Source organism: Streptococcus hyovaginalis DSM 12219 (genome assembly GCF_000420785.1).
In the GTDB taxonomy this organism is placed as follows: domain Bacteria; phylum Bacillota; class Bacilli; order Lactobacillales; family Streptococcaceae; genus Streptococcus; species Streptococcus hyovaginalis.
This window is the reverse complement of sequence record NZ_ATVP01000015.1, coordinates 29305-42073: the sequence shown is the minus strand read 5'-3', so window position 1 is coordinate 42073 and position 12769 is coordinate 29305. Positions and strand designations below refer to the sequence as shown.

Here is a 12769-nt window from a genome sequence, read left to right as displayed (position 1 = left end):
TTTGTCAGGAACTTGGTATTGAGCACAAGTTGATTCGCCCTCGAACACCAAGGCATAATGGAAAGGTAGAGCGCAGTCATCGAAATGACAATCGACGTTTCTACCAGCACTTGACCTTCTATTCCTATGACGATCTAATCAAGCAGATGAAAATCTATCTGTACCGTTCCAATCGACTCCCTATGCAGACTTTAGGCTGGAAATCTCCTATCGATATCAGAAAAGCTTTACTAGGAGCTAGCTCCTAGTAAAGCTTAACAAATGGAAGACTTCAAAATAACATTTTAGGTCTCACATCATTGACAAAGGTACACCTCATTTTATCGAGATGATTGCTGGGGTTCAAAATACCCAGTACTTCAAACAAGTACCGGGGCATTTTTTTATTTCTTTGAACCAAATAAGGATTTTAAAACGGATGGTCTGGCAGATAGTCGGAGCACATCTCTCAGAGAGAGATAACCAACTAACAGCATGATAACGATGACATACACTTCACCCGGTGAGCTAATTAATTTCATAAAACTCATGCCGGCTAAAATTAATAACAGGGCCATTATAATCATCAAACCGATCGAATTAATCGTATTTTGAATTGTTTTAGGTGCCATAAAGATATAGTAAAGGACAAGTGCGACTAACAACAATAAATAGAACATCTCTTCTCCTCCTACTACAAATACTTACCCTAATCAAAGATCCTTATTCAGCTGATTTTTTCTTTTTGTTAGCTTTGTCACGCGCAGCTTTGTTCAAGATTTGCTTACGCAAACGAATAGACTCTGGAGTTACTTCCATGTACTCATCGTAATCCAAGAATTCAATGGATTCTTCAAGCGTCAGAATACGTGGTGTTTTGATAACAGACGTTTGGTCTTTGGTTGCTGAACGAACGTTTGTCATTTGTTTAGCGGTTGTGATGTTAACACCAAGGTCATTTTCACGTGCATTTTCACCGATAATCATCCCTTCGTAAACTTCAGTTCCTGGGTTAACAAAGATAGTACCACGCTCTTCAATACGCATGATTGAGTAAGTCGTTGCCTTACCGTTATCGATAGAAACAAGGGCACCACGGTGACGTCCACCGATTTCGCCTGGAACTAGTGGTAGATATTGGTCAAAAGTATGGTTCATGATACCGTAACCACGTGTCATTGAAAGGAACTCTGTTGAGAATCCAATCAAACCACGAGCTGGAATCAAGAAGATCAAACGTGTTTGACCATTACCAACCATGGTCATATCAAGCATATCACCTTTACGTTCTGAAAGAGCTTGAATGATGGCACCTTGGTATTCTTCTGGTGTATCAATTTGCACACGTTCAAATGGTTCACATTTGACACCATCAATCTCTTTGATAATGACTTCAGGTTTTGATACTTGAAGCTCATAACCTTCACGACGCATTGTCTCGATTAAGATAGACAAGTGAAGCTCTCCACGACCAGAAACGATCCATTTATCTGGTGAATCAGTTGCTTCGACGCGAAGCGATACGTCCGTTTGAAGTTCAGCAAGGAGACGCTCTTCAACTTTACGAGATGTCACGTGTTTCCCTTCACGACCTGCAAATGGTGAGTTATTAGCCAAGAAAGTCATTTGAAGGGTTGGTTCATCGATACGAAGAACTGGTAGCGGTTCAATGGCATCTTGTGGTGTTACGGTTTCCCCAACGAAGATATCTTCCATACCTGAAACAGCAATCAAATCGCCAGCTTTAGCTTCTTGGATTTCACGACGCTCAAGACCGAAGAAACCAAAGAGTTTTGTTACGCGGAAGTTTTTCGTTGAACCATCAAGTTTTGAAAGAGTAACTTGGTCACCAACTTTAACAGTTCCACGGAAAACACGTCCAATACCAATGCGACCGACGAAATCATTGTAGTCAAGAAGGGATACTTGAAATTGAAGGGGCTCATCTGAATTATCAACTGGTGCAGGAATATGCTCAATAATCGTATCAAAAATTGGCGCCATTGAAGCTTCTTGATCTGCAGGGTTATCAGACATAGATGATGTTCCGTTGATAGCAGATGCGTAAACTACTGGGAAATCTAATTGGTCATCATCGGCACCAAGCTCGATAAACAATTCAAGAACTTCGTCAACAACTTCTGCCGGACGCGCTGATGGTTTGTCAATCTTGTTAACAACGACGATTGGTGTTAAGTTTTGCTCAAGGGCTTTCTTCAATACGAAACGTGTCTGAGGCATAGTCCCTTCGTAAGCATCCACGACAAGAACAACACCGTCAACCATTTTCATGATACGTTCTACTTCACCACCAAAGTCCGCGTGCCCTGGTGTATCCATGATGTTGATACGCGTGTCATTATAGGCAACTGCCGTATTTTTCGCTAAAATGGTGATGCCACGCTCTTTCTCAAGGTCATTTGAGTCCATGGCACGCTCTTCAAGCTCTTTACGTGCATCAAGGGTATGTGATTGCTTCAAAAGCTCATCAACGAGGGTTGTTTTTCCGTGGTCAACGTGGGCGATAATAGCAACGTTACGGATATCATTTCTTAAATTTGTCATGTTTTCCTCTAAAATATGTTTTTTAACTGTACAAGTATACCACAAAAAAGTGTAAAAAGCTGAATCAAGTCAAGTGTAAATGTTTTCAAGGTCATTTCAGCCTCAAAAAGAAAACCCTGCAAGGATCACTTACAGAGTTTTCAGCTACGATTATAAAATATACTTATAGGCTTCACGAACATCCAAAGGCCATACACTGGATTGAACTTCACCAATATGTTTTTTACGAAGCAGGAACATAGCCAAACGAGATTGACCAATGCCTCCTCCAATCGTTAGAGGAAACTCACCATTTAATAGTGATTGATGCCACTCATATTGTAGTCGCGCTTGGTCTCCAGTGATTTCGACCTGTTTTTGCAGAGCCTCTTGATCCACTCGGATTCCCATCGAAGAAATCTCAAAGGCAGCTCCTAATTGTTCATTCCACACAAGAATATCACCGTTTAGACCTTTGTAATCTCCCTCAGACGCTGACGTCCAATCATCATAATCTGGTGCACGATCATCGTGAGGTTGACCGTCACTAAGCTCACCACCGATACCGATTAAAAATACTGCACCGTGTTTTTTAGTAATGGCATTCTCCCGCTCTTTCGGTGTCAAAAAAGGATACTCTTTGACCAAATCCTCAGAATGAATAAAAGTAATCTTCTTTGGAAGGATAGATTCAATATCGTAGCGGGCTTCGACAGCTAATTCTGTCAAACGAATGGCTTTATAGATCTGCTCGACAGTCTCCTTGAGGTAATTCAAGTTACGTTGACCAGACGGGATAACTTTTTCCCAATCCCACTGATCAACAAAAACTGAATGTGTCGGATCAAGAGAATCTTCATCTGGACGAAGGGCCTTCATATGAACAAAAAGACCTTCTCCTTCACCAAAGTTAAATCGCGCCAAGGTATGACGCTTCCATTTGGCAAGCGAATGAACAACTTCATACTCATCGTCAGGAATTAATTTGACATTAACACGAACCGCATTTTCAATACCTGATAAATTATCCTGCATCCCATCGCCGACACGGCTTAAAATCGGTCCCTGTACCTCAATAATGTCAAGTTTATCCTTAAGGTACTGGGTAAATGTATTTTTTACAAAAGAAATCTCTTCTTGCTGATGAATGAAACTTTTTTGCATACAAATCCCTCACTTTTTCTATAATGTGCCTATTGTACTACTTTTTTCTAAAAATTACAGCAAAAATTTGAAAAATTAACACAATTTCGACATATTTCTGCATATCTGGTCTATTTTCCTGACTTTTTGTGAAAAGGAAAAAATTGGTGATAACTATCCAGCTTCTTTGGCTTCTATCAACACTCCCGAGAGCACCTTTATTATTTTTAAACAGTTTCATTTTTGAAAGAGCTGCTGCAGCTACTAAAATCACCACACCTACGAGCGTCACCAATAACGTGCTTTGCTTGCCTGTGCTAGGTAAGAAACCGCTTGATTTTTTTAGCTTCAGAGGCTTTTATGTCTGATTTAGTTGCAACTTTTTACAATGCTTTTGATCCAGCTGCATCACTATACTCTTCAGTTCCTTGATCAAGTGTATATGCACTTTTGGCAATCCCTTGTCGTCTTATTTTGTTTTTGAAGGTGTTTTTCTTTAGTTGATTGTGATCTTTCAATCTTTAGACGTTTCTGTACCGTCTACAGTTGCTTCTGATGAACTAGCTTCATGTTTAGCAACAGCATTAATTATCTCTTAGCCTATGGCTATCACGACTATGTCCAGAAGATATGTCATAGAGTGCATGCCTTGTCCCAAGCCAACCTTTATTTAAGGGACCGAACTCACTTTGTCTGAACCGTTTGTACGGAAGAATGTTACAACCTGTTTAGGAGAAACAACATCAAGCGATTGCAAAGGTTAAAGTGATTTTAAATACGTTAGATTGCTGGCAAGAGTTGAATTTCAAGCCCTTTTTGGCCAGTCCGAAGAAACTTTTTTCGAATCACCGACTCACTTAATCAGACCGTAATTATCATTAGACTCTAGCGTATAAAAACCTAAAAAGGTGCTATCTGCCAAACCAAATCAGCTGACAGTAACAGAAAATGACCGAGACATTAGGTTCATTACACCTAGTATCTCGATCATTTTTTCTATCAAGCACTACTCATGACATTTGATGAAGTGACTTACTTCACCTTGCCATTCCAGTAATCAAAGCCATTTTCCAAAACATAAACGCGCTCAAATCCTGCTTTTTTAAGAATTTTCGCAGCTCTAGGAATCAACACTCCTCGATTATCATCGTAAATCAGGACTGGTTTTTCTTTATTCAGAGCACCTAAAGAAGCTTCAAATTGCTGCATAGGGAAGTTGCGCGCACCTAAAATATGCTTTTGGCGAAACCTACTAGGCTCTCTAATGTCAATCAGCTGGCCAACACGCATCAACTGCGAAAACTCATCATTTTCAACAAAAGTTGCTGCTTTCTTTAAACGGAAATAGTTCCAAGCAGACCAAGCAATCACAAGGATACTGACCAGTACCAAAAGTGTCCAAACCATCGTATCCTCCTTCGATTAACCATCTATACGTGCTAGGCTAGCAGCACCAATAATACCTGCGTCATTTCCGAGTTCAGCTAACTTAATCTTGGTTGATTGACGCACTTGAGGGAAGGTATATTTTTTAAAGTTATCCTCAACACGGCTACGTAAAAACTCTCCTGCCGCCGATACACCCCCTCCAATGACAACAGAGTCTGGATTCAGCAAATTAGAGATATTAGCCACCGCTAGACCTAAGTAATGACATACTTTGTCAACAACACTGTTAGCAAAGACATCCCCAGATTGAGCTGCTTCAAAGATATCTTTACTAGTGACATTGTCTCCACTGTCTATAGCTGCTTTGACTTGTGAGTCTCCTTGATAAGATTCAGCTAGTAAACGTGCAACACGTACAACACCAGTCGCAGAAGCAACTGTTTCTAAGCAGCCGTGATTACCGCATGTACATGTAAAACCATTCTCAGGTTCTACGATCATGTGCCCAATCTCACCACCAGCTCCGGCAACACCATGGATCAAATTGCCATCAGCAATGACACCGCCGCCAACACCAGTTCCTAAAGTTACAAACACAACATCTGGATTATTCGCACCAGCTCCAACCCAACGTTCTCCAAGGGCTGCGACATTGGCATCATTATCAATCGCAAAAGAAATCCCTGTTTCAGCTTCAATAACAGAGCCCACTTCCTGTGTCTCTGCCCAGTTGAGATTGAAAGCACCGGTAACCGTTTTAGCCTCACGATCAACGGCTCCTGGAGATCCCATACCAATACCGATGAAATCTTCACTAGTCAAACCGTATAGTTCTAAACGGTGCTTAATAGACGCAACAATATCAGGAACAATATATTTACCATCTTCCAAAATGTTGGTTTCAATCGCCCATTTTTGCTGAACCTCACCTGTTTCTGTCAAAATCCCAAATTTTACAGTTGTTCCACCAAGGTCAATCCCTAATAATTTTTTAGCCATTTTTTGTTTCCTTTTCCAATTCCAAACGATGTTCGCGCCTTAACACCAACTCAGCTTGCAAATAATCATCACGCGCAACGAGCCCATTATCATACAAGCGCGATAGCTCTAACTTCATCAATTCAATATCATAGAGCCTTTTGCCAACGTATACATAAATACCAAACTGTTTCAGCAATTGTTGAACATCATAGAGTGTTTTCATAGGGAAATTTTAGCAGAATTGCAGTGATTTTTCAAGTTATTTTTGCAATCGTTTGCATATTTTCTTTACATCAAAAAAAGAAAGTCAAATCTGACTTTCTTTAGGGACTTTATAAGCTTGTTGAGCGACCAATTTCAGCCTCTAACATCCAAAGTGTCTTTTGAATGGAATCTTGGGCATCAGAGAAAATGCCATTTGAAGGGTCGTCACCTTCTTCATCACTAACTGCCAAACCTTCTTGGAAAAGATCTGATAAATAGCGGTACACCTCCGCTAATCGTTCCAAGCGTTGGGTCATGGATTTGTCAAAGGTCCCAACTTCTTCAGATAATTTTGACTGCTGGTCAAATTCTTTCAGAGTTGAATAAGGTGAGCCGCCAATGGTGATGAGCCGCTCACTAACCACATCCAAAGTCTCGTTGAGCTCATCCATGAGCTCATCCATCTTAGGATGAAGGTAGAAAAATCCCGGTCCTTGCATATACCAGTGCGTTTGGTGAACAATGGAAGCTGCTTTAGACAGATCTGCGACGGCTTGATTTAAGAGTGCTTGTGTTTTTTCGTATGTCATAGTGACCTACCTCCTTATATTCTTCTCTTATATTTTAGAATAATTCTAAATAAAAATCAATTAAAAACCTTTTTCGAATAAATAAGTATGACTATCTTAATTTTCACACTCGGTGCATCTCTCGGTTCTTTTCTAGGACTGGTCCTGGATCGCTTTCCCCAACACTCTATTATTTCCCCTGGCAGTCATTGCCAGACTTGTCAGACATCCTTGGCGATTTGGGATCTCATTCCGATTGTCTCGCAAATTGCCAGTAAAAGTCGCTGCCGCTATTGTCAGGTAAAATTACCCCTGACCTATCTTTTGATGGAGATTTTTTGTGGTAGTCTGGTATTGCTGGTATACAGCGATCTCTTAAGCTATCGCCACGGCATCCTCTTAGCTGTCAGCCTTGTCCTGTCTCTCTATGATTTGAGAGAGCATTCTTATCCCTTAGCCATTTGGTTACTGGTTTTTATTCCTTATTTCCTGATGACACCATGGTCTTGGACTTGCCTTACTTTACTATTACTAGGCTTACTAGCTGAATGGAAAGATATCAACATGGGATCCGGCGATTTCTTCTATCTTAGCCTACTGTCCCTTAATCTCTCTTTTGAAAAACTCTTATGGCTCATTCAAATAGCTTCTCTCCTAGGAATGCTAGCCTTTGCTATCAAAAAAGGTAAGGAGCTTCCTTTTGTTCCCTACCTTAGTTTCGCGTATTTTATAGTGCTTTTTATACCATAATAATAACTGATAAATGGCAAACGGCTACATGTCCATCATTCCTGCTTGTAGCTGGTACATTTTTTGGTAAGTTCCCCCTAAAGCTAACAAATCATCATGACGACCACTTTCAATGATCTTCCCTTTATCTAACACATAGATACAATCAGCATCTTGAATTGTTGATAGGCGGTGAGCAATGGCTATCGTTGTTCGTCCTTGTCGCATTTTTTTCAAGGAATTTTGAACAATAGTTTCCGTCTCAGAGTCAATATTAGCTGTAGCCTCATCCAAAATCAATATTTTGGGCTCTGCTGCTACCGTTCTAGCAAAAGCAAGCAACTGACGTTGTCCAGTTGAAAAACTAGACCCTCGTTCAGTCACCGCATGATCGTAACGATCTGGTAATTTTTGAATGAACTGGTCAACATCAACAAAGGCTGCTGCCGCTTGTACCGCCTGGTCACTTAAATCGCGATACATGGCAATGTTCGACCTCACTGTCCCATGATACATAAAGGAATCTTGTAATACTAACCCAATGTTATCACGAAGCTCCTCCGGTGGATAATGCTGAATCGGTATACCATCAATCAGGACTTGTCCGGATTGATAATCGTAGAAGCGCATAAAAACATTGATAATCGATGATTTACCCGATCCTGTCGGCCCTACAAAGGCGATCGTTTCACCTTTTTTAACTTCAAAAGAGATATTATCCAAAATCTGACGCTTGCCATCATATGAGAAGCTCACATTTTTAAAAGCGATATGGCCTTTCTTGATCTGAATGTCTTGGGCATCTTGTTTGGGTTCAAAATTAGTTTCATCAATCAGATCAAAGACACGGCTGGCCGATACCATAGATGTTTGTAATATGGAAAAATTTTGGGTAACTTCAATCAAGGGATCAAACAAGCGGTTGATGTATTGGATAAAGGCATACATCATACCAGCGGTGATACCTAAGCGATTACCCGTATAACCAAAATAAGCCATCAATACGGCATAAGCTAAGAGTTTCAAAAGACTCATGGCTGGCCGTAAGAAAATACTGTCGAGAGCTGTTGATTGTCTTGAATAGGCATAATGTTGGTCATTAATCGCATCAAACTCTCTTTGAAGCCTAGCCTCCTGACTGAAGGCTTGGATGATACGAATCCCTTCAATACTTTCTGACAGTTTAGAATTAATTTCCCCTAACAATGCCCGTGTTTTAGCAATCACAACAACAGAGCGTTTGCGATAAAGATTGACCAATAAGAAAATCAAAGGCAAAAAGAGAACTACTAGACCTGTCAGACGTGCATCTAAACTAAGCATGGTATAGAGAGTGACCGTAAAGATAAAAATAGCCGAAATAAAGCTTGATAGGATTCCGGAAAACATCTCGCTAACGGCCTCTGTGTCATTGGTGATTCGCGAAACGATGGTACCTGCTGGCGTCTGATCAAAGTATGACATACCTAAGCGCTCCATATTAGCAAAAGCATCCCGCCGAATATCTCTAACCACACTATAAGAAACTTTAGCGAAGAAGTAATTCCCTAAATATTGGATCACCGTTTGCAAAAGGTACATGCCATAGTAACCCACTAAAATCAAAGCAGCCATGCTTGTCATATGAGTCAAGTATTGATCGATGAAATGAGAGGCAATTAGCGGGATAAGACTTTTGACCACTGAGGTTAAAAGAAGTAAGGATAGGGCTAGAATCGTCCATAATTTATAGGCTGATAAATAGTTAATCAAGCGTTTGAACACTTGCCACTGACGCGTTTTAGAAGTCATGACCCACCTCCTCTTCTATTTTTTCAGCCAGTTGCTGTGACGCATATGTCCTTGCATACCAACCATTTTGTGCTAGCAAATCATCATGGCGACCTCTCTCGATGATGCGACCATCTTGCATAACCAAAATAAGATCGGCGTGTACCACTGCTGATAGACGATGTGCCGAGATAATCGTTGTCTTATCCTGACGCGTCCGCTTTAAGTTATCAACAATAGCATGCTCCGTGCGAGCATCTACTGCCGATAACGAATCATCCAATATTAAAATGTCCGGATCTAAAATCATGGCACGACTCATGGCGATTCGCTGTTTTTGACCTCCTGATAAAGAAACACCTTTTTCACCAATCAGAGTATCAAACTGTTCCGGCATCGCCACGATATCCTCGTAAACCTGAGATAGACGTGTTGCTTCCTTAACCTGATCACTATGAAGCTTTGGATTACCAAATCGTACATTATCCAAAATAGACGTTGCAAACAACATTTGATCTTGTGGGACATAGCCCATCAAACTGCGAAGATCAGCTAAGTCGTAAGCTTTAAGATCGTGGCCATTAAGCTTAATACTACCATCAGACACGTCGTATTCACGTAACAGTAACTTAATCAAGCTTGTTTTTCCTGAGCCCGTTTGCCCAACCAAGCCTAACGTTTGTCCTTTTTTCAAAGTAAAGTGCACATCTTGTAGATTCGGATTTGTTCCCTCATCATAGGTGAACTGATTAATATGAAATACTATATCTCCGTTTTGGATCGTCGGCAAAGGATTTTCAGGATTGGTCACGTCTGAGGTTTCTTCTAATAAAGTTTCAATCCGATCATAGGATACTGTACCACGTTGAAGCATATTAAATAAAAAACCCACAGCCATCAAGGGCCAGACCAACATATCTAAATAAGTGATAAACGTGACGAGATTTCCGACGGTAACTTGTCCCCGTTCCACCATCAGAGCCCCCATTATCAGGGTTAAGGTATAAGAAGCACCAATAAACAGCAGAACAATAGGATCAAATAAGACATCATATTTTTTGGTCTGCATGTTTTTGAGATAGGTCATCTCATTAATCTCTTGAAAGGCTACCAACTCATTGTCTTGATAGCCGAAGGATTTAGTCACTTTAATGCCTGAGACACTTTCTTGAACCTTATTATTCAAATCAGAAAAAGCTGCCTGTGATTCCCCAAAAGCTTTATGTGTTTTCCGACCTAAACGACTGGTTGCATAAGCCATAAAAGGCAAGGGAAGGATAGCTACTAAGGTCATCTGCCACGAAATATTGAAAAACATAGTCAGCAAGGTTACCAGAGCTGTTACAGAGGCATCTACTGCTGACATAACACCGCCCCCTGCTAACCGAGTCAAGGCGTTAATATCATTAGTCGCATGAGCCATTAAATCACCCGTACGGTGCTTCTGGTAAAAGGACGGCGACATCCGCGTAAAATGCTCGAACAGACGCGACCGCATGATTTGCCCCAAGCGGTAAGAGGTTCCTAAAATATACATCCGCCAGATGTAGCGTAAGCCATACATCCCTACAGCTGCTAATACCAACAGTAAAAGATTCATCAGCAAATCTGACTGAGCTAAGTGCCCTGTGGTGATCTTATCAATGACGTTCCCCATGATCATCGGTGGAATAAGGTTTAAAAAAGATACCGAAACCAAAGAGACAATCCCTATAAGATAAGCTTTTCGCTCTAAACGAAAAAACCAGCCCAATCTTACCAAGATGTTCTTGGATCGTCGTGTTGTTGTTTTCATATTTCTCCTTTTGTTCATATGAAAAGAGGACATCTGCCCTCTTGCTAAATAAAAACAAGCTTTTCTTACTTGCTTTTCCTATGGTGCACAGAGGACTCAAGACAAAGCAAGCGACTTCTCTCTTGTGCTACCGTTATCTTCTGCTCATATCCTAGTTGATCGTTCAACTCTTAAAATTAACCTTGATAAGACAGACTTCCCAGATACCTATTCTTATCGCTTCTTCTTGCTCATGATTAATCAAACAAACTCTCTCCATCACAACCGAAGTGCAGCAGGCATCTTTGGCGGATGGCATGGACCGATAAGTAAGCTAAACCAACACCTAATGCATTGGTCCATAAATCATCGATCTCAAAAACGCGATTGAAATCGAAGGCTAAATCCAAAGCTAGCTGAGTTATTTCGATACAAGCACTGAGACATAATCCCAAAAGTAATGCTTGCTTGAAACTGTACCACTTTTGCCTTAGTAGGTAAAAGGCAAAGGCGAGTGGGTAAAGCAAAAAGATATTTAAGAGATTTTGAATAGTGACCCAGACAACTTCCCAAGCTGTCTCCAAGCGTGAAAAACTGATCAAGGTGTTAAAGGGAACAAGCAAGAGACGTAATCTCCCCCAATAAATAATATTGGGTGTCGATACACCTACGATATCTGCTTGAGGACTAAAGCACAGTGCCATAACAAAGCCAAGATAGAGAATCAAGCACCCAAATACTATTGGACGATAGCCTGACTTAAGTTGGGCACGATGATCCAGCATGTGATTAAAAAACTTAGTTATCTGCATTTTTCTTTCGAATGGTAAAATGGCTCTTGCTAGAAGAAGCTTCGGCTGTTCTGACATCTAATTTCCTTTTTAAAGAGGATTGTTTAGAACGGCGTTTTTGTCTAGAAAACGAGACGTCATCAACAGTTCGCTTAGTATTGTCTATCTTACTTTTTGAAGACAGCTTTTTATCTTTGTTGGCATTTCGATTTTGCTCTTGGCGGTTATTGTCCAGTTTCTTAGTGCTTGGACGTTTCCGGTTACGACGACGTTTAGGAATATTTTCCTCTTCAAAAACAAGCTCAACTGGATTGGGATTTTCTAAAATAAAATAAGCACAGCCGAAGGCACAATACTCTTTAAGATAATCATCAATACGTGACCAGCGACTCGCTTTACGAACCTGATGGTTATCATGATAAAAACCTTTTATACGCAGTTGCTCACTAGACCAGTCACCGAGTAAAAAATCATATTTCAATAAAAGCTCTGAAAAACGTTGCCCAAAATTTTCCGCATTAAAGGCCTCTTTTTCATTATGAACCAAGCGAAAAATAATACTGCCATCTTCACTTTTCACCTGATCACCGAAGTGTAGAAATGTGGGGCCAGGAAACTTATTATAATTCAGTTGTTCAGGTAAAACTTCTTTCTTCAAGTCTCTTCCTCTCTAACTCCTCGCAGAGTTATTTGTTATCATTGTTTTGTTTGTTTTTATATAATCTTTATTATTATACACTAATTTTACAAGCTTTTGTATTTGCTAAGTTTTATGGTCAAAAAAACAGGCCTAAACCTGTTCAGAACGTAGACAAACTACATTTAGGGGAATTAAACTGAGTAGTTCTGCATAAATAAGTGAACGAAGCGATCCTTAAACCGAGACTTTTCGCTGT

General features: G+C 40.4%; 14 protein-coding genes. 2 read left to right on the top strand and 12 right to left on the bottom strand.

Annotation, left to right across the window (positions count from 1 at the left end):
- The coding region (locus tag G574_RS11395; protein WP_029691987.1) for an integrase core domain-containing protein at positions 1-248 on the top strand (248 nt) is incomplete at its 5' end.
- A gap of 135 nt (positions 249-383) precedes the next feature.
- On the opposite strand, the gene G574_RS0109490 is transcribed toward G574_RS11395, so the two are convergent.
- From G574_RS0109490 to G574_RS0109450, 8 genes are all read right to left on the bottom strand, one after another.
- Positions 384-659, bottom strand: coding sequence for a DUF3165 family protein (locus tag G574_RS0109490; RefSeq protein ID WP_029691986.1), 276 nt, complete (start codon positions 657-659; stop codon positions 384-386).
- Between the two features lie 43 nt (positions 660-702).
- A complete protein-coding gene (typA, locus tag G574_RS0109485) occupies positions 703-2544 on the bottom strand; it encodes a translational GTPase TypA (RefSeq protein ID WP_029691985.1) in 1842 nt (613 codons plus the stop codon).
- Positions 2545-2694: 150 nt separating this feature from the next.
- Positions 2695-3687, bottom strand: coding sequence for an aspartate--ammonia ligase (gene asnA, locus G574_RS0109480; protein WP_029691984.1), 993 nt, complete (start codon positions 3685-3687; stop codon positions 2695-2697).
- 37 nt (positions 3688-3724) lie between these two features.
- Entirely contained in the window at positions 3725-4018 is a 294-nt protein-coding gene (locus G574_RS0109475) for an LPXTG cell wall anchor domain-containing protein (protein ID WP_084677598.1), read from the bottom strand.
- A 680-nt stretch (positions 4019-4698) separates the two neighbouring features.
- Positions 4699-5073 (bottom strand): rhodanese-like domain-containing protein, encoded by a 375-nt coding sequence (locus tag G574_RS0109465; protein ID WP_029691982.1) that lies wholly within the window; start codon positions 5071-5073, stop codon positions 4699-4701.
- Positions 5074-5088: 15 nt separating this feature from the next.
- Positions 5089-6054 (bottom strand): ROK family glucokinase, encoded by a 966-nt coding sequence (locus G574_RS0109460; protein ID WP_029691981.1) that lies wholly within the window; start codon positions 6052-6054, stop codon positions 5089-5091.
- Positions 6047-6259, bottom strand: coding sequence for a YqgQ family protein (locus G574_RS0109455; protein WP_029691980.1), 213 nt, complete (start codon positions 6257-6259; stop codon positions 6047-6049). Before G574_RS0109455 ends, G574_RS0109460 begins: the two co-directional genes overlap by 8 nt.
- Before the next feature lie 109 nt (positions 6260-6368).
- Positions 6369-6830 (bottom strand): Dps family protein, encoded by a 462-nt coding sequence (locus G574_RS0109450; RefSeq protein ID WP_029691979.1) that lies wholly within the window; start codon positions 6828-6830, stop codon positions 6369-6371.
- Positions 6831-6917: 87 nt separating this feature from the next.
- Here G574_RS0109450 and G574_RS0109445 point away from each other — a divergent pair, with 87 nt between their 5' ends.
- The gene (locus G574_RS0109445; protein WP_029691978.1) at positions 6918-7559 is read left to right on the top strand and encodes a prepilin peptidase; all 642 of its coding nucleotides are present in this window, start codon (positions 6918-6920) and stop codon (positions 7557-7559) included.
- Between the two features lie 24 nt (positions 7560-7583).
- On the opposite strand, the gene G574_RS0109440 is transcribed toward G574_RS0109445, so the two are convergent.
- The 4 genes from G574_RS0109440 to G574_RS0109425 form a co-directional block, all read right to left on the bottom strand.
- A complete protein-coding gene (locus tag G574_RS0109440; protein ID WP_029691977.1) occupies positions 7584-9329 on the bottom strand; it encodes an ABC transporter ATP-binding protein in 1746 nt (581 codons plus the stop codon).
- Positions 9319-11103, bottom strand: coding sequence for an ABC transporter ATP-binding protein (locus G574_RS0109435; RefSeq protein WP_029691976.1), 1785 nt, complete (start codon positions 11101-11103; stop codon positions 9319-9321). Before G574_RS0109435 ends, G574_RS0109440 begins: the two co-directional genes overlap by 11 nt.
- A 236-nt stretch (positions 11104-11339) precedes the next feature.
- On the bottom strand, positions 11340-11894 hold the full coding sequence (locus tag G574_RS0109430) for a VanZ family protein (protein WP_245540412.1): 555 nt from the start codon (positions 11892-11894) through the stop codon (positions 11340-11342).
- Positions 11881-12531, bottom strand: coding sequence for a YutD family protein (locus G574_RS0109425; RefSeq protein WP_029691974.1), 651 nt, complete (start codon positions 12529-12531; stop codon positions 11881-11883). Before G574_RS0109425 ends, G574_RS0109430 begins: the two co-directional genes overlap by 14 nt.
- Positions 12532-12769: the final 238 nt, after the last annotated feature.